This window comes from Streptomyces finlayi, from assembly GCF_014216315.1.
Taxonomy (GTDB): domain Bacteria; phylum Actinomycetota; class Actinomycetes; order Streptomycetales; family Streptomycetaceae; genus Streptomyces; species Streptomyces finlayi_A.
The window spans coordinates 596,418-618,184 of record NZ_CP045702.1 but is presented as its reverse complement, the minus strand read 5'-3'; the positions used below and the strand labels follow the sequence as shown (position 1 = coordinate 618,184).

Genomic DNA, 21,767 nt, shown 5'->3' with positions numbered 1-21,767 from the left:
ACTCCTCCATGTGTACGGGACGCGGTTCCGGGTTTCTCGTCGAGTACGTCTCCGTGTCGCAACCGTTTGGGACTGACCGTCTATTTCGTCTTACTTGCAGGTAAGTTGACCCGTGGCCGAAGATGTGATCCGGATCAGTGGGTGTCGCGCTCGCTGCGCGCCCGCAGCCGCAGGGCGCGCAGTACCGCCTCGGTGGAGAACCGGGCCTCCGGGTCGACCAGTTGTTGACCGAATATCGACTCCAGATTACGCATGCGGTACCGGACCGTCTGGGGATGCACGCCCAGCAACTCGCCCATCTGGGCGGCTGTTCCGCGGGTGTCCAGCCAGATGCTCAGCGTCTCGATCAGCCGCTCCCGCCGGGCGGTGCTGATCCCGCCGACCGGCGCCAGTTCGCGTTCGGTGAGCTGGTCGAGGAGAGCCTGGTCGGAGAGCAGCCACAGCGTGGTGAGGTGGTCCTCGCAGTGCACGAAGGGCGCGTCGTCGATCACGCCCGCGTCGACGAGTTCGAGCACCCGGCGCGCCCAGCGGAGCGAGTCCGGGGCGAGGGCGGTCGGGACCGTGAGGCCGATCGCCGCCCGGGTGGTGGGCAGGGACTGTTCCAGCATGAGTCTTCGGGCGTCGTCGAGCGGACCGGGAACCAGTAAGTGCGGCTGCGGGTCGCTGAGATCGGCCAGGATGTCGCGGTCCGCGTTGAAACGGTCGAGGCCGGCGGGGGCGCGGATGGCGACCAGGGTGACCTGTTCGGGCAGCACCCACCCCGTCTGCTCGCAGAGTTCGGCGATGGCGGTACGCGGGACAGGGCTCCCGGTCAGTATCAGATGCAGGAGGCGGCGGCGCATCGCCTCGCTCTGCTCGCCGGACTGCGACTGCACCTCGAGGAAGCCCTCGCGGGAAAGCGATTCCAGTTCGTCGATGTACGCGAACACGGCATCGGCGAAACTCAGCATCAGCATCGGCGAGAAGTTGTAGCTGCGGCCGACCTTCTTGGCCCGCCGCAACGCCACCCGGGCGCCCAGCCGGTAGGCACCCTGAAGCGTGTCCATGGTGCGGCCCTCGTACGCCTCGAAGCGGCCGAAACGGCGGCACATGTCGTCCCGGAGCGTGGTCGAGGTGGATGGTTCGGCGACCAGGTCCACGAATGAGGCGAGGCTCTGCTCAACGCCGACGCGGATGGTCTGGCCATTGGGCCCCTCAAGCAGACGGGCGTATTCCGGATAGGCCCGCGTGACCTCGACGCCGATCTCCTTGATCAGGCTGGGAAGTTCGGGACGCATGATCGCGGCAAATTCCTGGGGGAGGGGCCCCAGGGGATCTCCGATGTCCAACGGCTGTATGAGATGTGGCATGACGTGTCCCCTTGCTCTCGGCGCCCGGTGGTGGGGTGAGGCGGTGGGGGGAAAGCGCTCCCACGAACCGACAGGTGCGTACCAAGTCCGCGACGAAGATAGACCAAGTCAAGGGGCGTGCCCACTACTTGGACAAGATCGGAGCGCAGGGGGCATGTATCTCGGCCGCGTCGCGGAACTTCGGCGCGGACGAGGTGGGAGCGCTCATTTTCGGGCAATGCATTTCGGCCCCGTCGCCCCGTTCGTGGTTGCCGAGTGGCCTCCCGGCTTCGGCGGTGCGCGCAGCTCGTCCTCTGCGCACCGCCGACCGGGTTCTTGATCGGGGAGAGGCGCGCTTTTTCCCTCTGCGTACGCACCCGTTGATAATTCCGGGACGGTCGGGTGCTCATTTCTCTATTAAAATCCGGGTCCTGAAAAAGATCTTAAGCCGCAGGATTGTGTCGCCCTGTTTCCGGTGAGTAACATCACGGCTTGGCTCATTGGGATGCGAAATCTGCCCAAAATCTGCCGCCCAGATCTTCCGGCTGCGGGACCGTTACGCGCCGACGTGTATTGCCGAAAACCGATAGCGCCGAGTCCGACTCCGTGCACAACGCCGTCATCACGTCGGCACGTCAAATGAGGGGACGACATGAGATCCGTGTCCAACAGAACGCGTGTGGGGCTGCTGGCAGGCTTCACGGCGTTCGCCGCCGTACTCTCCACCGGTTCGGCCACCGCGGCCGCCCAGTTGAACGGCCACTGGGCTCCGTTCAACCGCTGTCCGGTGGACGCCCCCGCCATGCTGGCGGCGGACGGTGTGAACACCATCGCCACCTGCATCTCATCCAGTTCCGCGAGCGGCTCCATCAAGCTCGGCTCGTCGCAGGTCCCGACCACCAGGACCGACCTGCAGCTCGGTGTGATCCAGCGCAGCGACGGGACCACCACGCTCGTGGCGCCTCCCGAGGGCGCGCTCGTCGCCGATTCCGCGGCCATCCCGGGCGGCCTTCTCGGCCTCATGTGTCCGAGCGGGATTCCGCTGGTCTCGTCCATCTGCCGACAGCTCACCGATGCCAACCTCAACAAGGTGACTGCCACGATCGAACCGGCCGGCGCGCCCCGGGACTTCAACATGGCCGCGGCGTTCTCGACCGGCGAGCCCATTCTCACCATCCCGGTGCGGATCCACCTGAAGAACCCGTTCCTCGGTGACACGTGCTACATCGGCTCCACCTCGAACCCGGTGCTGCTGAAGCCCCGGAACATGACGGCGCCGACCCTCTCCCTCCAGCAGTTCGAGGGCGACGGAACGCCGAGCGACACGGGCGAGATGGGCCGCTACACCTTCTCCGGCGCCGACCAGGCCGACACCACCTTCGCCGTCCCCGGCGCCAACGGCTGCGGGGCCGGCCTCCTGAACTGGGCGGTCAACCTCAAGACCGGCCTGCCGTCCGCGTCCGGCAGCAACAGTGTGAAGCTGAACGACACCACGACGTACTTCGGGAGCCCCTACGACCCGGCGTCCCTGGCCCCCGACGAGGGCAAGGCGCTGTCGCGGTTCTGGCACTCCGCGGTGCGCTGACGAGGCCGGCGCATACGCCGGCCGGCACGGCACGGAATCGAATGCGCATTACCGAGCCCGCTGAATCCAAGAAGTACGCGGGCCGGTAAACGAATTCTCTCGTGCTCTCATCGACCCCCTCTCACCCGATGAGAGGGTGCACTTCCCCACGAAAGCCCGCGCCGGATCGGCTGCTTTCCCCGGACGCAGCCCGCCCGGCCTATCCCCAACGGGACAGGAGAAGTCCATGTTCAAGCGAACCCGCATTCTCACCGCAGTAGGTGCCGCCGCCGCGGCGGTGGCCCTGGCCGCGCCGTCCGCGATCGCCGCGCCGACCAGCTGGACCATCACACCGACCGGCGCGTTCAAGGGAAGCTCCGGCCTGACCGTCCTCACGGACAACAACGGCAACAAGATCCAGTGTGCGTCGTCCGCCGCGGCGGGGTCGGCACCCACCTCACCGGTCGCCGGCAGCCCGGCGAAGCTCGCGAACATCACCTCCATCTCCTTCAACTCGCCCTGCACCGGCCCCTTCAGCAGCACCTGGAACGTGACCACCAACGTCACGCCGCCGTGGGAGATCTGGGGCCTCAACTACACAGCCGGTGCGGGCACCAACAGCACCGGTCAGGTCACGGGTGAGATCCGGGCGATCAAGGCGACCGTGAGCGGCACCAGCGTGCTGGGCCCCTGCACGTTCAACGTGACCGGCAAGGTCGCGGCCAAGTACAACAACCCGACGGTGGGAGGATCCAACGGCACCCTCAGCACCGCCGGTGGCGGCCTCACTCTGACCATCAGCAACAAGGTGGGCGGCGGCTGCGGCATCGTCGGTGCGACGGCCAGCTTCGCGGGTCTGTACACCATCGTGAGCACCGCGACGAACAAGTCCCCGGTCATCGTCGGCAACTGACCGAAGGCGGCTGATCGTCGTATACCGGGCGACGCGATGACCGCCCGTAGGTGAAAGAGGTGCCCGGCCACCCGCATCCGGTGGCCGGGCACCCGCACGGCGCCCGCGCACCCGCACCGCGCCTGCCTATACGCACGGACTGACAACTCGGCGGCCCCGCTTTGTCACGCGGCGCCAAAGCCCGGATGCCGTACTGCCGATTACGAGGCGGGCTCTTCCCAAGAGGTACCGGCGTGCGTACCGTACCCGCCGGTAGAGACCGTGCTCCATCTGTCCGATGGACCGTCGCCGAGTGGTGGACCCCGGTTGAGCGGCCCCGGCGACAACGGGTCCACGCGTGCCGGAAGGACTCATCTGCATGACTGTCGACCCGCGGGCCGCAGCCAGGCGCCCGCTCCACCTCGCGGTGGGCGGGGCGCTCGTGGTCGCCACCGCCCTCATTCCGAGTGCCGAATCGGCGGCCGCCCCCAGGAGTCAGAGGTCCTGCTCTCCTACGCCTGCTCCTTCCCGTCCGGAACGCAGGAGGTGGCTGTCCGGGTCTCCGCCGAGCTCCCCTCCGTGGTGCGGACCGGGGAGAAGATCCAGCCCGAAGGTGTCACGGTCGAGGTGGAACTGCCACCGGCCGCGCTGCGGCAGTTCATCGACACCGAGGCGGCCACCTTCTCCACGGTCGCGGAGCTGACGGTCCGCAACGCCCAGGGGACCGAGTCGGCCGACGCCGCCTGGAAGGACCTGGAGGCCGAGCCGGTGGCCGTGCCGGCCGAAGGCGGAGCGGTACTCGTCGCCACCGGCGACGTGCCCACGGTGTCGTTCGGCAGCCCCGGCCGCGCGACGATGGCACCGGCCGGCCTCGGCCTCGACTTCACCCCCCTGACCGCCGAGGGCGCTCCCACCACGCCCCCCGGGCTCGCCGTCCGGTGCGAGCCCGCGGCCGGCGAGGAGGGCGGAGAGGAGGAGGGAACCCTCGGCGAGATCACCGTCCGCGGGGCCACCGTCCCGGCCGTTCCCGGGCCCGTCACGACCAGCCCGGCCGCCCCGCCGCCCGAGGATCTCCCTCCGGCGGCAGGTCCCGGCTTCACGCCCTCGCTGAGGGACAGGATCCAGGGGCTCACGGACCGACGGCTCGAATCCCTGGACGGCGACGAGCCCCCGGCGAACTGTCCGGTCGAGATTCCGCCCGAGTGGGTGATGACCACCGCTGAGGCATACGCGGCGGGCTACGCCAACGCCGCCAAACTCGACGGAGCGACCGCACTCGGACCGGCCTTCATGAAGGTCGTCCTGAACAAGCGGTACATCGCCGACGGGTGCGCCAGCACCATCGACGTGACGTCCTCGGTGGACTTCGACCACGAGGGCAAGCGGCAGCTCCCGCCGAGCAGGGCCACCTTCCTCACCTACGGCTTCATGCCGACCACCGCCACCATGATCCTCGAACAGGTGGGAGACCCCGCCCACGTCCACAGCCATACGGTGACCGACTCGCCGGCCTGGCCGGAGGAGACGACGATCACCGCTCAGCTGTCGATGCGGCTGACCGACGTCGAGGTGAACGGGGTCCCGTTGGACGTGGGCCCCGACTGCCGGACGGCCAGGCCCTTCGAGCAGGTGCTGAGGGGATACGGGCAGAGCTATCCGCGATTCGGATACCTGGTGGCCTTCGGAGGACCCCTCACCGGTTACGCCCACATTCCGCCGTTCGAGGGCTGCGGAGTCGACGAGGACCTCGACGCCGTTTTCACCGCTGCCGTTTCCAGTGCGGGCAAGAAGGCGGACAACTACACCAAGATGACGCAGGCGCCCCTGTGCGTGGCGACCAATCCTGATGTGAACTGCCCGCCGGCCGTGCCCAAGCCCGAGCGCTGAGCACCCACCGGTATCGCAGAGGCTCTTCCGGTCCCACGGGTCACGGAAGAGCCTCTGCTTATTTCTCATTTCCCGACAGTTTTCCTGTGCCGGTCACTCACCCGCTGACAAGTAAATCCGGTGCCCGCGCAACGTTCGAGGAAAGTGCGTATCCAGTATTGCGCGGTCAGGTTACTGACCCGTAGCGTCCCGATTGGGCAGATCGGAAGCACGTCCCCACCTGCTCATGCCGGGGTCCTGCGGCTCCGGCTTCCTGGATCGCGGGTCCCCGGCACACACGGATGCTTGCGCAGTTGACGACAAAGCAGCAGCGCGGGTTTGTCATTCAGTGACAAGCAATCCAGCCAGAGATCGACATCCGACGATTTCCGCTGTCCGACAGCTTGTCCTGGCGGTTTCGGCGGACATAACGTGCGCCTCCTGGTGCATGTGCGACGAGCCGCCATTGGATTTCTCAGAGCCGGAGCGCTGACAGATGACCGTGTTCACCACCACTTCGAGGGAGGGGCGATGGGAATCGAAGTAGTCGTCGAGGGCCTGACGAAGTCCTTCGGCAAGCAGAACATCTGGCAGGACGTCAGCCTCACTCTTCCGGCCGGAGAGGTGAGCGTGATGCTCGGACCTTCCGGAACCGGAAAGACCGTTTTCCTGAAATCCATCATCGGTCTTCTGAAGCCGGAGCAGGGCCGCGTCCTCGTCAACGGCGTCGACATGGTCAACAGCCCCGAGCGGGAGATCATGGAGACCCGGAAGCTCTTCGGGCTCATGTTCCAGGACGGTGCGCTCTTCGGCTCGATGTCGCTGTTCGACAACATCGCCTTCCCTCTGCGTGAGCACACCCGCAAGAAGGAGTCCGAGATCCGGCGCATCGTCATGGAGCGGATCGACGTCGTCGGACTGCTCGGCGCCGAGGGCAAGTTGCCCGGTGAGATATCCGGCGGCATGCGCAAGCGCGCCGGCCTGGCCCGCGCGCTCGTCCTGGACCCGCAGATCATCCTCTGCGACGAACCGGACTCCGGACTGGACCCGGTCCGCACCGCCTATCTCTCCCAGCTGCTCATCGATCTCAACGCGCAGATCGACGCGACGATGCTCATCGTCACCCACAACCTCGACATCGCCGCCACCGTCCCGGACAACATGGGCATGCTGTTCTGCCGCAACCTCGTGACCTTCGGGCCACGCGAGGTGCTGCTCACGAGCGATGTGCCGGTCGTCTCGCAGTTCCTCGCCGGGCGCCGCGAAGGCCCCATCGGGATGTCCGAGGAGAAGGACGCCGCCACTCTCGCCGCCGAGCAGATGAACGGCAACGGGAGCGGCCCCCGCACCGGCCCCCGCACCGTCGTCCCGCAGCTGGAGCCCTCGCCCGGCATGCCCGTACGGCAGGGCGCCCTGCGCCGCCGGGAGCGGGTCGTCGCCATGATGGACCGGCTGCCGGAGGCCGCCCGTACGGCGATCCTCAACAGCTACACCCCGGCCGCGGGCGGTGTCCGCCCATGACCGCTCCGCTGCCGGTGCGGCCTTCCGGCCCGCCCGCCGAGAACGTACCGAAGCCGCCCGAGCAGATACCTCCGACGCGCCTGCTGGCCCCGCTGCGCGAGACCGGCAAGCTGTTCGCCCTGGCGGCGACCGTGACCCGGGCGGTCTTCCGCAGACCCTTCCAGGTAAGGGAGTTCATCGAGCAGTTCTGGTTCGTCGCCAGCGTCACCATCCTGCCCGCCGCCCTCGTCTCCATCCCCTTCGGCGCGGTCATCGCCCTTCAGGTCGGCTCGCTGACCGAGCAGCTCGGTGCCCAGTCCTTCACCGGCGGCGCCAGCGTCCTCGCCGTCATCCAGCAGGCCAGCCCGCTCATCGTGGCGCTGCTGATCGCCGGGGCCGGCGGCTCGGCGATCTGCGCCGACCTCGGTTCACGGAAGATCCGCGAGGAGCTGGACGCGATGGAGGTCATGGGCGTCTCGCCCATCCAGCGCCTCGTCGTCCCCCGCGTCCTCGCCATGATGCTCGTCGCCGTCCTGCTCAACGGCCTGGTCTCGGTCGTCGGCACCCTGGGCGGCTACTTCTTCAACGTGATCATGCAGGACGGCACCCCGGGTGCGTACCTCGCCAGCTTCTCCGCGCTCGCGCAGCTCCCCGACCTGTACATCAGTGAGTTCAAGGCGCTCATCTTCGGCTTCATCGCCGGCATCGTCGCCTCCTATCGGGGACTCAATCCTCGCGGCGGCCCCAAGGGCGTCGGCGACGCGGTCAACCAGTCCGTCGTCATCACCTTCATGCTGCTGTTCTTCGTGAACATGGTCCTCACGACGATCTACCTCCAGATCGTCCCCGCGAAGGGGAGCTGACCGATGGCGATGCTCAGCCGGCTCGACAAGTCCGGCGACCATCTCACCTTCTACGTAAGGGCGTTGGTATGGATCCCGCGGACGCTCCGCCGCTATCTCAAGGAGGTCCAGCGGCTTCTGGCCGAAGTGGCCTTCGGCAGCGGTGGCCTCGGAGTCATCGGCGGCACCGTCGGCGTGATGATCGCCATGACCCTGTTCACCGGCACGGTCGTCGGTCTCCAGGGATACGCGGCCCTCAACCAGATCGGCACCTCCGCCTTCACCGGCTTCATCTCGGCCTACTTCAACACCCGTGAGATCGCCCCCCTGGTAGCCGGACTCGCGCTCTCCGCGACGGTCGGCGCGGGCTTCACGGCCCAGCTCGGCGCGATGCGGATCAACGAGGAGGTCGACGCCCTCGAAGCGATGGGCGTGCGCTCCATGCCCTATCTCGTGACCACCCGGATCATCGCGGGCGTCGTCGCGATCATCCCGCTGTACGCGATCGGACTGCTCTCCTCGTACGTGGCGTCCCGCTACATCACGGTCCTCTTCAACGGCCAGTCCGCGGGCACCTACGACCACTACTTCAATCTCTTCCTCTCCCCGGAGGACGTGCTGCTGTCGGTGCTCAAGGTGCTGATCTTCAGTGTCCTGGTGATCCTGGCCCACTGCTACTACGGCTTCCACGCCACCGGCGGCCCCGCCGGAGTGGGCGTGGCCGTGGGCCGGTCGGTGCGGAACGCGATCGTGCTGATCAGCGTCACCGACTTCTTCCTCTCGCTCGCCATCTGGGGCGCCACGACTACGGTGAAGGTGGCCGGCTGATGAGTACCCGGAGCACCCGGACGGCCGGCCGCAGACTCGCCGGAGTGACCTTCCTGCTCGTGCCCGCCGTACTGGTGTGGGTGTCCGTGTCGGTGTACGAGAAGGACTTCACCGACAGTGCGACCGTGACCGTGCACACCGGGCCCGTCGGCAACGAGATGCACGACAACGCCGACGTCAAACTGCGCGGCGTCGTCATCGGCCACGTCCGTGACATCACGGCCGACGGGGACGGGAACGGGGCCAGGCTCACCCTGGACATCCAGCCCGGCAAGCTCGGACAGATACCCGAGGACGTCGCCGCCCAGATGCTGCCGACCACGCTCTTCGGCGCACGGTTCGTGGCTCTCGTACCGCCGGCCATCCCGTCCACCCAGGCCCTGCGGGCCGGCGCCGTCATACCCCAGGACCGCTCCAGCAACGCCATCGAGCTGGAACAGGTCCTCGACAACGTCCTCCCCCTGCTGACCGCCGTGAAGCCGGAGAAGCTGTCCGCCACCCTCAACGCCGTCTCGCAGGCACTTCAAGGACGCGGCGACAAGCTGGGCGACACCCTCGTCACGCTCGACCGGCACCTGGCCCGGTTCAACCCCCAGCTCCCCACCCTCAACGCCGACATCAGGGAACTCGTCAAGGTGAGCAGGGTGTACGGGGACGCCGCGCCGGATGTCCTGGACGCACTGACCGACTTCACCACCACCAGCTCCACCATCGCCGAACAGCAGGCGGAACTGGCGGACCTGTACGGGTCCACGACCGCTTCGGCGCAGGACCTCACCGCTTTCCTCCGCAAGAACAAGGACAACCTCATCCGGCTCTCCGCGTCCGGCAGGCCCACGCTCGAACTCCTCGCGCGGTACTCGGACGAGTTCCCCTGCACGCTGCGGACCATGACCGGGTTCATCCCGGCCATGGACAAGGCACTCGGCAAGGGCACCGAGCAGCCGGGGCTGCACGTCACCGTCAAGGCCGTGCCGTCCAAGGGGAAGTACGTACCGGGCAGGGACGCCCCGGTCTACGACGCCACCGGCGGACCGCACTGCTACTCGGTCCCGTACGTCGGCAAGAGCGTGCCGACCGCGGACGCCCGTGGAACACACCCGGCCGAGGAGGTCACGGGCGGGCCCCCGGCCACCGGTGGCCCCCCGGCCGCGGAGACCGCCCTCGGAATGCCCAACTCCCCTCAGGAGTCCCGGCTCGTCAACGAGCTGGTCGCTCCCTCACTGAAAGTCCAGCCGCAGACCCTGCCCGACTGGAGCAGCGTGCTCATCGGTCCGGCCTTCCGCGGTGCGGAGGTGAAGCTCAAGTGAAGCGCCGCTCCCTCGCGGGACCGCTCGCGAAATCGATCGTCTTCGTCCTGGTGACCGTCATGGCCACCGCCGTACTCGCCCTGTCCATCGCCAACACGGACGTCGGGGACACCACGACGTACAAGGCCAGGTTCACGGACGCCACGGGGCTGATCGTCGGTGACAGCGTCCGGATCGCCGGAGTCGAGGTGGGGCAGGTGGAGTCCATCGAGGTGGCCGACAGACGGGTCGCCGAGGTCGGACTGGCCGTGCGCGAAGGACGCAGGCTCCCCGCCTCCGTGACCGCCTCGATCAAGTACCTGAACATGGTCGGCCAGCGGTACGTCGACCTCGACCAGGGGGTGGGCCCGGTCGGCGAGAGCTTCGCCGCGGGGGCGACCATCCCCCTCTCCCGTACGACCCCGGCCCTGGACCTCACCCAGCTCTTCAACGGCTTCCAGCCGCTGTTCGAAGGGCTCTCCCCGCCGGACGTCAACCAGCTCGCCGGCTCCATCGTCCAGGTGCTCCAGGGCGAGGGCGGCACCGTCGACAGCATCCTCCAGCACGTCGGCTCGCTCACCAGCACCGTCGCCGCCAAGGACGAGGTGATCGGCCAGGTGATCACGAACCTCAACACCGTCCTGAAGACGGTCAACGACCGCGAGGCCGGCTTCGACGACCTCGTCGTCACCCTGGAGAAGCTCGTCACGGGCTTCGCGGGCGACCGTGAACCCCTGGGCGAGGCGGTCACGGCGATGGGCGCCCTCACCACGGTCACCGCCGACCTGATCAACGACGGGCGCAAGCCGCTCAAGGAAGACATCAAGCAACTCGGCCGCCTTTCGGACCAGTTGGTCAAGGGCACACCGCAGATCGAGCGCTTCCTCCAGAAGACCCCGGCCAAGATGGCAGCCATCGGCCGCCTCACCTCGTACGGCTCCTGGCTCAACCTCTACCTCTGCGAGGCCAAGGTCAGCGGGGTCACGACAGAGGACGGCAGCGCGCCGCCCACCGGCATCGCGATCACCCAACCGAGGTGCCTGGCATGAGAATCAAGCCCGTGCGGGAACGCAACCCCGTCGCCGTCGGCATCGTCGGACTCCTCGTCCTCACCCTCGTCGGACTCGGCGCCTACCGTGCCGACTCGCTGCCCTTCATCGGCGGCGGCACCACCTACAGCGCGGACTTCACCGAGTCCGCCGGACTCGCCGACGGCGACGAGGTACGAATCGCCGGCGTGAAGGTCGGCGAGGTCACCGGAGTCTCACTCGACGGCAACAAGGTGAAGGTCGACTTCGAGGTGAAGGACGCCTGGATCGGCAACTCCTCCACCGTCGGCATCGCCATCAAGACCCTCCTCGGCGAGAAGTACCTGGCCGTCGATCCGCTGGGCGACGCCCCGCAGGACCCCGGCTCCCGCATCACGGCGAGCCGAACCACGTCCCCGTACGACGTCACCCAGGCGTTCAACGGACTCGGCGAGACCATCGGCGAGATCGACACCGACCAGCTCGCCAAGAGCTTCGAGACGATCTCCACGACCTTCAAGGACTCGCCGCCCGACGTACGCAGCGCCGCCGACGGACTCTCCGCACTGTCCCGGACGGTCTCCGAGCGCGACGCCCAGCTCGTCACCCTCCTCAAGGGCAGCAAGCAGCTCACCAAGACCCTCGCCGGCAAGAAGAGCAGCTTCGAGACCCTCCTGGAGGACGGCAACCTCCTCCTCGGCGAGATCCAGGCGCGCCGCGACTCGATCCACCTCCTGCTCACCGGAACCCGTGACCTGGGCACCCAGCTCACCGGAGTCGTAGCGGACAACAACAAGCAGCTGAAGCCCACGCTCGACTCACTGGGCCGCGTCACGGCCGTCCTCGTGAAGAACCGCAAGAGCCTGGACAAGGTGCTGTCGCTGACCGGTTCGTACAGCCGGCTCGTCGGCAACACCCTCGGCAGCGGCCGGTGGTTCGACAACTACGTCTGCGGCGTCGTCCCGAAGAACTACCTGCCGCCCCAGAACCCCGAGGTGCCCGGATGCATGCCTCCGAAGCAAGGCGGCCGCTGACATGAGACTCACGCGCATCGTCTCCATCGGCGCCGGACTGGCCGTCGTCGCCGTCGTGGCCACCACCGGGGTGATGGCCCTGGACGACGAGGGGAAGACGACCATCACCGCCTATTTCGACCAGGCCACCGGGGTGTACGCCGGATCGGATCTGCGCGTCCTCGGCGTGAAGGTCGGCACCGTCGAATCGGTAACGCCGCGGGGCGAGGAGGTCAAGGTCACCCTGCGGCTCGACAAGGGAGTCAAGGTCCCCGAGGGAGCGCACGCCGTCGTCGTCGCCCCCAGCCTCGTCGCCGACCGGTACGTCCAGCTGGCACCCGCGTACGACGGGGGAGCCCAGCTCGCCGACAACGCGGTGCTGCCCGCCGCGAACAACGCCACCCCCGTCGAGGTGGACCAGCTGTACGCCTCCATCACCGAACTCTCCACGGCGCTCGGCCCGGACGGAGCCAACGCCGACGGCGCCCTCGCCGGACTCCTCGACACGGGGGCGAAGAACCTCGACGGCAACGGAAAGGCCATCGGGGACTCCATCGAGCAGTTCGGCAAGGCGACGAAGACCCTGGACAGGAGCAGCGGCGACCTCTTCGACACGCTCTCCTACCTCCAGACGTTCACCACGATGCTCAAGGACAACGACGGCGATGTGCGGGCCGCCGAGCAGCAGCTCAACTCCGTCACCGGATTCCTCGCCGACGACAAGAAGAACCTCAGCGCGGCACTCAGGGAACTCGGCACGGCGCTCGGCCAGGTCAAGACCTTCATCCAGGAGAACCGCGGCTCACTCAAGAAGAACGTGGACGCCCTGGTGCCGCTCACCCAGGCCCTCGTCGACCAGCGCGCCTCGCTCGCCGAAGCCATGGACACCCTTCCGCTGGCGGCAGGCAACGTCCTGAACGTCTACGACCCGGCCACCCGCACCCTCAACGGCCGGACCAACCTGAACGAACTGTCCATGGGTGGCCCACTCGTCTCCTCCGCGACCGGAAGCCCGGGGCTCACCGGTCTCCGGCCGGTGGACACCGACCGCCGCAAGCAACTGCCCGTGCTGCCGCTCCCCGAGATCGGCACTGTCTACGGCACCCCGGAAAAGACCACCCCGGAAAAGACCACCCCCGAGAAGTCCACCCCCGAGAAGTCCACGACGCAGAAGGGGGCGAACCGATGAGCCGTGCCCTCCGCAGACCCGGGCCCCGTGCGACCGGAGTCGCCGCCCTGCTCGCCGCCGGCGTCGCGACCGTCCTGCTGGTGACGACCGTCGACGTACCGGAGTTCACCGGCATCGACCAGGTGCCACTGCCCGGCGGCGCCGACCTCGGCGACCATCCGTACGAGATCACCGCGGAGTTCGGGGACGTCCTCAGCCTCGCCCCGCAGTCCTCGGTGAAGGTCAACGACGTCGCGGTCGGGCGGGTCACCAGGATCTCCCTCACGCCCGGCAGCTGGACCGCCGAGGTCACCATGCGCCTCAACGGGAAGATCGAGCTCCCCGAGAACGCGTACGCCCGACTGGAACAGTCCAGCCTCCTCGGCGAGAAGTTCGTCCAGCTCTCCCCGCCGGCCGCCGGGACCGCCCGGGGAACGCTGGACGACGGCGGCCGGATCCCACTCGGCCGCACCAACCGGAACCCGGAGGTCGAAGAGGTCTTCGGCGCGATGTCGATGCTCCTCAACGGCGGGGGTATCAACCAGCTCAAGACCATCACCACCGAACTGAACAAGGCACTCACCGGGCAGGAACCGCAGATCCGCTCGATGCTCGGCCGCGTCGACACCCTGGTGACCAACCTGGACGCCAACAAGGAGGACATCACCGCGGCACTCGACGGGGTCAACCGCCTCGCGGCCACCCTCGCCGTGCGCAAACAGGACGTCGGGACGGTCCTCACCGGGCTCAGCCCCGGCCTGAAGGTCCTGGAGAAGCAGCGGGGTTCCCTTCTCACCATGCTGCGCTCGCTCGACACGCTCTCCACCGTCGCCGTCGACACGATCGACAAGAGCAAGGCCGACATGATCGCCGACCTCAAGGCCATCGCCCCCACCCTCAAGGCACTCGCCGACTCCGGCCAGGACCTGCCCGACTCCCTTCAGGTGCTCCTCACCTATCCGTTCACCGACGAGGTGCTGCGCGGGGTGAAGGGTGACTACCTCAACGTCTACCTCGATGTCACGGCGATTCCCGGCACCCGGATCATCCCCGCGCTCGCTCCCTCCGACACCCCGACCGAGCCCCCGGCCGAGCCACCCCCGGGCACCCCGGAGACTTCGTCCGTCGCGGCGCTGCCGCTGCCCCTCCCGTCCGTCCCGGCGACCTCGCAGGGGAGCGCACGATGATCACTCTCGGCATCCGGCTGAAGAACATCGCCTTCCTGCTCATCGCCGTACTCGTACTCGGATACCTGGGCGTGCGGTACGCGGACCTCGGCCACTACGTCGGCATGCGCGGCTACTACACCGTCACGGTGCAGCTCCCGCAGACCGGCGGCCTGTACACCCATTCCAACGTCACCTATCGCGGAGTGTCCGTGGGCCGCGTGGGGCCGATCGAGCTCACCGACGACGGAGTCGAGGCGGAACTGCGCATCGAGGACGACGCACCGCTCATCCCGGACAGTCTGCGGGCCGTCGTCGCCAACCTCTCCGCCGTCGGTGAGCAGTACATCGATCTGCGGCCCACCCGTGAGGACGGCCCGTTCCTCGGGAACGGCTCGGTCATCGACCAGGCCGACACCACCATCCCGGCGCCGCCCACCGACGTCCTCACCGGCGTCAACGACCTGGCGAGCTCCATCGACCTGGAGAATCTGCGGACGGTCGTCGACGAGTTCGGCGCGGCGTTCAACGGACGCGGTGACGACCTCCAGGTTCTCCTGGACACCGGAGTTGAGTTCGTGCGGGCGGCGGACGACGCCCTGCCGGTCACGACGAAGCTCATGACCGACGGCGAAACCGTCCTGCGCACCCAGGCCGAAGAGGGCGAGGCCCTCAAGGGCTTCGCCTCGGGGGCCAAGGAACTGGCCGCCGAACTCAAGGGCTCCGACACCGATCTGCGCAGGCTGATCGCCGCCGCCCCCGACGCCGCCGGACAGATCAGCGGACTGCTCCGCGATCTCGACCCGAGCTTCGGCGTGGTCGTCGCCAACCTCCTCACCACCTCGGAGGTGACCGTCACCCGCCAGCGCGGACTGGAGGAACTGCTCGTGAAGCTCCCCGCGGTCGCGGCCGCCGGGGCGAGCGCGATCGACGAGGACGGCGCCCGGTTCGGTATGTCGGTCACCTTCTTCGAGCCGTTGCCCTGCACCGCCGGATACGGCGGCACGGTCTACCGCGACGGCCTCGACACCGGGCCCGCCGCCACGGTCAACACCAAGGCCCGGTGCACCTCGTCACCCGGAACCGGCATCAACGTCCGGGGCAGCGCGAACGCCCCCAGGGGCGGTCCCGTGCCCGATCCGGTCAAGCCGGGCTCGCTCCCGGGATCGGGAACAGACAGTGCGCTTCCCGGCGCACTCGGCGCGACCGCGGGCGACGCTCCCCGAGCCGACGGTATGGCCGGCCTGCTCGGACTCGGAGGCGGCCGATGACGCGGCGCTCGAAGAACCCCGCGGGCTGGGCCGCGCTGCTCGCCGCCGTACTGATCTGCGCACTGGGCGGCTGGTCCTACGCCCAGGCCCGCGGCGACGACACGCTCGCGTACGCCAAGGCACGCGATGCCGCACTGGCCGAGGGGAAGCGCCACCTGGCCCGCCTCAACAGCCTCGACGGCAGCGACGCCGGGAGCGTGCGGACGGGGCTCTCGGCCTGGCTCGACTCCTCGACCGGCCCGCTCCACGAGCAGCTGGAACGGACCAGGGGCAAGGACGCGCAGGAACTGGCCGAGTCCGGGGCCACGGCCCGCGGAAAGGTCACCGACGCGGCGCTCACCGCGCTCGACGAGCGGACCGGCACGGCGGCGCTGATCGCGACGGTCGACGTGGAGGTCAGCCCGCGCACCGGCAAGGGCGGCACTCAGCGCAAACGCTTCGAGGCCACCCTCGCCCGGACCGGCGACGGCTGGAAGGTCAAGTCACTGACGGCGATCCCGGTCGGCGGCGGCGCATGAACGAGAGGGCGGGGACGGCGACAGGGAGCACCGGCGTGGACGTGGACACCAAGGACACGAAGGACACCGAGGCGACGGACGCGGTGCGAGCCGCTGCGCCGGCCGACGGCCACCCGGACGAGAGGGAGAGCCCCGGACCGGCGTCCGGCCGCCGGTGGCCCCGGATCGCCGGTGCGGTTCTGGCGGTCGCCCTGCTCGTCGCCGGTGGTCTGCTCTTCGCCGAGGGCCGGCAGCTGAGGGACACCCCCGCCACGTCCAACCGGGCGCTGACGGACACGGAGGCGACCACCGAGGTCGTGGGGGACGTCAGCAACGCCCTCGGCACGGTCTTCTCGTACAGCCCCGGGGCGACCGCCGCCACCAAGGCATCGGCCAAGGAGGTCCTCGCGGGGAAGGCGCTGACGCAGTACGCCGCACTCTTCGGCCAGGTCGAGAAGCAGGCGGCCGACCAGAAGCTGACGCTGACCACCCAGGTCGTACGGGCCGGAGTGACCCGGCTGACCGGGAGCAGCGCCCACCTCCTGGTCTTCCTCGACCAGGTCTACGAACGCCGGGGCAAGGCGCCCACCACGGCCGCCGCCCAGCTCTCCGTCTCGGCCGAACTCCGCGACGGGCGCTGGTACATCGTAGAGATCACCTCCCGGTAGCACGGCACGCGACTCGGAACGGACCAGATCCGCAGGCAGGGGAGAGACAGCAATGGCACGGGTACGGACGACGCGCAATCCGCTGCTGGTGGCGGCGATCGTGCTGACGGTCGCGGCAGCGGGCGCGGCAGGCTGGGGCGGCGTGTCCCGGTACGAAGCCGCCCACGACGACTCGGCGGCGTACGCGCAGGCCCGCGACGACGTGCTGGCCGCCGGCGAGCAGGCCGTGCAGAACATGAACACCCTCGACCACCACAAGGTGGACGAGGGCCTGGACAGCTGGGAGGACTCCACCACGGGCGATCTGCACCAGCAACTCGTCGAGGGCCGGGCCGCGTTCGTGAAGCAGATCGAGGCCGCGAAGACGGTCAGCACGGCCGCGGTCCTGTCCGGCGCGGTGACCGAACTCGATGACCGGTCCGGCAAGGCCGCGGTGATGGTGGCACTGCGGGTCACCGTGACCGCACCGAAGGGAGAGCCCGCGGTGAAGGAGAGCAGGATGCTCGGGCAGCTCACCCGGACGTCCGGGGGGTGGAAGCTCAGCGCACTCGGCCAGGCGCCCGTCGGCAACACGGCCGGCTGACGCGTCCGAAGCCAGCCCCCGCCACCGAGAGGACCCCGGACATGCCGACGACACGTCACCTCGTCAACCGTCAGCGCCGCCTGGCCACCGCGGCCGCCGAGCGGACCACGACCACCCCCGCGGCCACCCCCGCTCCGAAGCCGGGCCCCAAAGAGCCGGACGGACCCGGGAGCCCGCAGGACGCCGAAAGCGGAACCGACGACGCGGAGGACGAGACGCCGGGCGATGCGCCCGGCGAAGCGCCACCGGAACCACGGCCCACGTGGCTCCCGCGCATGGTCCGCGTCCGGCTGCCCGCAGTCCTGTGCGCCCTCACCCTGGCGTTCGGCGCCTTCGCCGCCTGGTCCTTCACCTCGGCCGACCGGCTGCGCGAGGACCCGTCCCGGCAGAACACCGCACTCACCGACATGGGCCGGACAAGCGAGGTGAAGGGCCAGATCACCGAGGCGGTCGGAGCCGTCTTCTCGTACGACTACGCCTCGCCCGCCACCGCGCGGCAGGCCGCGAAGAAGTACCTGGTCGGCAGGGCCGTCGGCCAGCACGAGGAGATGCTCGCCGAGGTACGGGCGCAGGCGCCGAAGCAGAAGCTCGTCCTCACCACCACCGTCACGGAGAGCGGCGTGGAGCTGCTCGACGGCGACCGTGCCCGGCTGCTGGTCTTCGCCGATCAGAGCAACACCCGTACGGGCAAGGCGGACGAGACCACGTACGCGGCGGCGATGTTCGCCGTGGACGCCGTCCGCCGCGGGGACAACTGGCGGATCTCCGCCATCGATACGTTCACTCAGTGATCCGGGGGAGAGGAGAGCACGCATGAGGATCAACGGCACGATGCGCCGCGGACTCACCGGTACGGCCACGGCCGTCGCCGCGATGGCCGCGCTCACCGCGTCCCAGGCACCGGGCTTCACCGGTCAGCCGCTGAACGCGGAGAAGGCCGCCGCTCAGGACGACGTGGTCTGGACCCAGGTGCCCAACGACGACTCGTACCACACCGAGCTGCCACCGCTGAAGACACCGGAGCCGCCGCCCGGCGGCGGTGCGAGGTCCGGGCCCGTGGACGTCCTGGCGACACGGGCCGAGGCGGGCATCCCGGCCACGGTCCTCGCCGCGTACCGCAGGGCGGAGGCCGCTCTGGGGCGCAGCGACCCAGGATGCAATCTGCCCTGGCAACTCCTCGCCGCGATCGGCAAGGTGGAGTCCGGGCAGGCAAGCGGAGGCCGGGTCGACTCCAGTGGCACCACGCTCGGCAGCATCCTCGGCCCCGTGCTCGACGGAGTGGGCTTCGCGAACATCAGCGACACCGACGACGGTGCCTACGACGGTGACGCCCGGTACGACCGGGCCGTCGGGCCCATGCAGTTCATCCCCTCCACGTGGGCGCACTGGGGGAAGGACGGCAACGGTGACGGCCGCCGCGACCCCGACAACATCTACGACGCCTCACTCGCGGCGGGTCACTACCTCTGCGCCGGGACACGGAACCTGAACACACGGGCCGACCTGGACCGGGCGATCCTCAGCTACAACCACTCGGACACCTATCTGCGTACGGTGCTGTCCTGGCTGGAGTACTACCGTCAGGGCGCCCACCCGGTCGACGACGGCGAGGGGCCCGTTCCCCGGAGCCCAGGCCCGGGCGGCCCGGCCGAGCCCAAGTCCCCCGTCGGCGGCCCGGGCGCCCCCGCGAGTCCGGGAGGCACGGGCCCCGGCAGCACAGGCGGTCCCGGCAACGGCGGGGGCGGCATCGTCGTCGGACCGCAGCCCACCACCCCGCCGCCCCTGCCCACTCCTCCCGGCCCCAGCAGGCCGCCGAGCCCGAGCCCCGACCCGACGGAGACGGGCCCCATGGACCCCGGCCCCGACCCCACGGACTCCGGATCCCCGAGCCCCAGCCCCAGCCCCACGGACCCCACGACGCCTCCGGTCACACCGTCGCCGACCACGCCGCCGCCGTCCCCGGACCCCGATCCGACCACCACGGCCCCCGCCTGCCCCACGGACTCCCCGTCGCCCGATCCGTCCGACACCACGGCGCCCGGGACCGGCACGCGGACGGGCGATCCGGACCCCTGCGCGGGCACGGCCGCGTCAGCGGCCTGACAGCACCTCGGCCAGGTCGTACCGCACCACTTCCTCCAGTTGCGCGTAAGTGCAGCTGGAGGGCGTGCGGTCCGGCCGCCACCGGCGGAACTGGGTGGTGTGCCGGAACCGGTCGCCCTCCATGTGGTCGTACGCCACCTCCACGACCCGCTCCGGACGCAGCGCCACCCACGACTGGTCCTTCTTCCCCGACCAGCGGCTCGGCGAGCCCGGCAGCCGGGCCCCCTCGTGCGCGGCGGCCTCGGCCCAGGCCGCCCACGGGTGACCTTCGACGCCGCTGCGCAGCGGCTCCAGCTCCTCCGCGAGCTCCGCGCGTCGCCGCATCGAGAAGGCGGCGCAGGCTCCGACGTGCTGGAGGACGCCGTCGGAGTCGTACAGGCCGAGCAGCAGCGAGCCGACGACCGGGCCGCTCTTGTGGACGCGGTAGCCCGCCACCACGCAGTCGGCCGTCCGCTCGTGCTTGATCTTGTACATCGCCCGGATGTCCGGCCGGTAGGGCAGATCGAGCGGCTTCGCGACGACACCGTCGAGGCCGGCGCCCTCGAAGTGCTGGAACCACTCCTGGGCGGTGGCCAGGTCTGTGGTGGCGGGAGCGAGGTACACCGGCGCCGAGGCACTGGAGAGCGCTGCCTCCAGCACCGCCCGACGGTCGGTCAGAGGGGCCGTGAGCAGGGACGCCTCGTTCGCCGCCAGGACGTCGAAGGCGACGAAGGCCGCCGGGGTCCGCTCGGCCAGCATCCGCACCCGCGAGTCGGCCGGGTGGATGCGCTCGCTGAGCCGGTCGAAGTCGAGCCGGTCGCCGTGGATGACGACGATCTCCCCGTCGAGCACACAGCGGGGCGGCAGATTCTTCCGCAGCGCGACGACCAGCTCGGGAAAGTAGCGGGTGAGTGGCTTGCCGGTCCGGCTGCCGATCACCACCTCGTCACCGTCCCGGTGCACGATCGCCCGGAATCCGTCCCACTTCGCCTCGTAGTGCATCCCGGGCGGGATCGTGGAGACGGACTTGGCGAGCATCGGTTTCACGGGCGGCATCACCGGAAGGTCCATGCGCCCGATTGTCACCCATACCTCCCTCCACGTCTCCCGATGTGCGGCAGAGGTGAGCCCGGCCTACCGTGGCCGACATGGGAGCAGCGGTGGAGCTGGACGCAGGCGGAAGGCCGGTACGACTGTCGAACCCCGACAAGGTCTACTTTCCGGACAAGGGCTATACGAAGAGGGACGTGGCCGAGTACTTCCTCGCGGTCGGGGGCGGGATCACCCGCGCCCTGCGCGACCGGCCGACCACCCTCCAGCGCTTCGTGGACGGGGTCACCGGCGAGTTCTTCTACCAGAAGCGCGCGCCGAAGAACCTCCCCGACTGGATCCCGACCGCCCGCATCGCCTTCCCCAGCGGACGGTCCGCCGACGAGATCTGTCCCACCGAGGTCGCCGCCGTCCTCTGGGCGGCCAACCTGGGAACGCTCACCTTCCACCCCTGGCCGGTCCGCAGAGACGACACCGAACACCCCGACGAGCTGCGCATCGACCTCGACCCGCAGCCCGGTACGGACTACGCCGACGCGGTCACCGCCGCCCGTGAACTGCGTGCCGTCCTGGACGAGCACGGGCTGCGCGGCTGGCCCAAGACCTCCGGGGGGCGCGGCATCCACGTCTTCGTACCGATCGAGCCCCGATGGACCTTCACCGAGGTCCGCCGCGCCACCATCGCCATCGGCCGGGACCTGGCACGGCGTATGCCGGACCGGGTCACCACCGCCTGGTGGAAGGAGGAGCGCGGCGAACGCATCTTCGTCGACTACAACCAGACGGCCCGTGACCGTACGATCGCCTCCGCCTACTCCGTACGCCCCTTCCCGCACGCCCCGGTCTCCGCACCGCTGCGCTGGGAGGAGATCGACGACGTCGAGCCGCGCGACTTCGACATCAGGACCATGCCCAAGCGGTACGCGGAGGTCGGCGACCTCCACGCCGACATGGAAGCCCACGCCTTCAGCCTGGACAAGGTGCTGGAACTCGCCGAGCGGGACGAGCGGGACCGGAGCCTGGGCGACATGCCCTATCCGCCGGAGTACCCGAAGATGCCGGGCGAACCGAAGCGCGTGCAGCCCAGCCGCGCCCGGCACGACGAGGACGAGGACGACGCCACCGCCTGAGC

At 69.3% G+C, this 21,767-nt stretch carries 20 protein-coding genes; 18 read left to right on the top strand and 2 right to left on the bottom strand.

Going from position 1 to position 21,767, the window contains the following annotated elements; all coding sequences use genetic code 11:
* Nucleotides 1-134 precede the first annotated feature (134 nt).
* Nucleotides 135-1,349 carry a helix-turn-helix domain-containing protein gene (locus F0344_RS03035; protein ID WP_185297289.1) on the bottom strand — a complete coding sequence of 405 codons (1,215 nt, stop codon included), beginning with the start codon at nucleotides 1,347-1,349 and terminating at the stop codon, nucleotides 135-137.
* Between the two features lie 631 nt (nucleotides 1,350-1,980).
* Between F0344_RS03035 and F0344_RS03030 the strand changes: the two genes are divergently transcribed.
* The 17 genes from F0344_RS03030 (at nucleotide 1,981) to F0344_RS02950 (ending at nucleotide 19,606) form a co-directional block, all read left to right on the top strand.
* Nucleotides 1,981-2,913, top strand: a complete 933-nt coding sequence (locus F0344_RS03030; RefSeq protein WP_185297288.1) for a hypothetical protein — start codon at nucleotides 1,981-1,983, stop codon at nucleotides 2,911-2,913.
* Nucleotides 2,914-3,139: 226 nt separating this feature from the next.
* Nucleotides 3,140-3,805 carry a hypothetical protein gene (locus F0344_RS03025; RefSeq protein WP_185297287.1) on the top strand — a complete coding sequence of 222 codons (666 nt, stop codon included), beginning with the start codon at nucleotides 3,140-3,142 and terminating at the stop codon, nucleotides 3,803-3,805.
* Nucleotides 3,806-4,330: 525 nt separating this feature from the next.
* A complete protein-coding gene (locus F0344_RS03020; RefSeq protein WP_374940058.1) occupies nucleotides 4,331-5,671 on the top strand; it encodes a DUF6801 domain-containing protein in 1,341 nt (446 codons plus the stop codon).
* A 510-nt stretch (nucleotides 5,672-6,181) separates the two neighbouring features.
* On the top strand, nucleotides 6,182-7,171 hold the full coding sequence (locus F0344_RS03015) for an ABC transporter ATP-binding protein (RefSeq protein WP_185297286.1): 990 nt from the start codon (nucleotides 6,182-6,184) through the stop codon (nucleotides 7,169-7,171).
* The gene (locus tag F0344_RS03010; RefSeq protein WP_185297285.1) at nucleotides 7,168-8,013 is read left to right on the top strand and encodes an MlaE family ABC transporter permease; all 846 of its coding nucleotides are present in this window, start codon (nucleotides 7,168-7,170) and stop codon (nucleotides 8,011-8,013) included. The genes F0344_RS03015 and F0344_RS03010 overlap by 4 nt, the downstream gene beginning before the upstream one ends.
* A 3-nt stretch (nucleotides 8,014-8,016) precedes the next feature.
* Nucleotides 8,017-8,820 (top strand): MlaE family ABC transporter permease, encoded by an 804-nt coding sequence (locus F0344_RS03005; protein ID WP_185297284.1) that lies wholly within the window; start codon nucleotides 8,017-8,019, stop codon nucleotides 8,818-8,820.
* Nucleotides 8,820-10,130, top strand: a complete 1,311-nt coding sequence (locus F0344_RS03000) for an MCE family protein (protein WP_185297283.1) — start codon at nucleotides 8,820-8,822, stop codon at nucleotides 10,128-10,130. The genes F0344_RS03005 and F0344_RS03000 overlap by 1 nt, the downstream gene beginning before the upstream one ends.
* Complete coding sequence (locus F0344_RS02995; protein WP_185297282.1) at nucleotides 10,127-11,158, top strand: MCE family protein; 1,032 nt, start codon at nucleotides 10,127-10,129, stop codon at nucleotides 11,156-11,158. The genes F0344_RS03000 and F0344_RS02995 overlap by 4 nt, the downstream gene beginning before the upstream one ends.
* Nucleotides 11,155-12,171 (top strand): MCE family protein, encoded by a 1,017-nt coding sequence (locus tag F0344_RS02990; protein ID WP_185297281.1) that lies wholly within the window; start codon nucleotides 11,155-11,157, stop codon nucleotides 12,169-12,171. Before F0344_RS02995 ends, F0344_RS02990 begins: the two co-directional genes overlap by 4 nt.
* A 1-nt stretch (nucleotide 12,172) precedes the next feature.
* On the top strand, nucleotides 12,173-13,339 hold the full coding sequence (locus F0344_RS02985) for an MCE family protein (protein ID WP_185297280.1): 1,167 nt from the start codon (nucleotides 12,173-12,175) through the stop codon (nucleotides 13,337-13,339).
* Entirely contained in the window at nucleotides 13,336-14,505 is a 1,170-nt protein-coding gene (locus F0344_RS02980; protein ID WP_185297279.1) for an MCE family protein, read from the top strand. The genes F0344_RS02985 and F0344_RS02980 overlap by 4 nt, the downstream gene beginning before the upstream one ends.
* Nucleotides 14,502-15,755, top strand: coding sequence for an MCE family protein (locus tag F0344_RS02975; protein ID WP_185297278.1), 1,254 nt, complete (start codon nucleotides 14,502-14,504; stop codon nucleotides 15,753-15,755). The genes F0344_RS02980 and F0344_RS02975 overlap by 4 nt, the downstream gene beginning before the upstream one ends.
* Nucleotides 15,752-16,273: a hypothetical protein gene (locus F0344_RS02970; protein ID WP_185297277.1), complete on the top strand. Its 522-nt coding sequence runs from the start codon at nucleotides 15,752-15,754 to the stop codon at nucleotides 16,271-16,273. The genes F0344_RS02975 and F0344_RS02970 overlap by 4 nt, the downstream gene beginning before the upstream one ends.
* Nucleotides 16,274-16,308: 35 nt before the next feature.
* The gene (locus tag F0344_RS02965; protein ID WP_374940057.1) at nucleotides 16,309-16,920 is read left to right on the top strand and encodes a hypothetical protein; all 612 of its coding nucleotides are present in this window, start codon (nucleotides 16,309-16,311) and stop codon (nucleotides 16,918-16,920) included.
* Nucleotides 16,921-16,972: 52 nt separating this feature from the next.
* The gene (locus F0344_RS02960) at nucleotides 16,973-17,503 is read left to right on the top strand and encodes a nuclear transport factor 2 family protein (RefSeq protein ID WP_219732104.1); all 531 of its coding nucleotides are present in this window, start codon (nucleotides 16,973-16,975) and stop codon (nucleotides 17,501-17,503) included.
* 41 nt (nucleotides 17,504-17,544) lie between these two features.
* Entirely contained in the window at nucleotides 17,545-18,294 is a 750-nt protein-coding gene (locus F0344_RS02955) for a hypothetical protein (protein WP_185297275.1), read from the top strand.
* A gap of 22 nt (nucleotides 18,295-18,316) precedes the next feature.
* Entirely contained in the window at nucleotides 18,317-19,606 is a 1,290-nt protein-coding gene (locus tag F0344_RS02950) for a lytic transglycosylase domain-containing protein (RefSeq protein ID WP_185297274.1), read from the top strand.
* Here the strand turns inward: F0344_RS02950 and F0344_RS02945 are convergent.
* Nucleotides 19,595-20,656, bottom strand: coding sequence for an ATP-dependent DNA ligase (locus F0344_RS02945; RefSeq protein WP_185297273.1), 1,062 nt, complete (start codon nucleotides 20,654-20,656; stop codon nucleotides 19,595-19,597). The two genes, F0344_RS02950 and F0344_RS02945, sit on opposite strands and share 12 nt — an antisense overlap.
* Nucleotides 20,657-20,745: 89 nt before the next feature.
* Between F0344_RS02945 and ligD the strand changes: the two genes are divergently transcribed.
* Complete coding sequence (gene ligD / locus F0344_RS02940) at nucleotides 20,746-21,765, top strand: non-homologous end-joining DNA ligase (protein ID WP_185302484.1); 1,020 nt, start codon at nucleotides 20,746-20,748, stop codon at nucleotides 21,763-21,765.
* Nucleotides 21,766-21,767 lie beyond the last annotated feature (2 nt).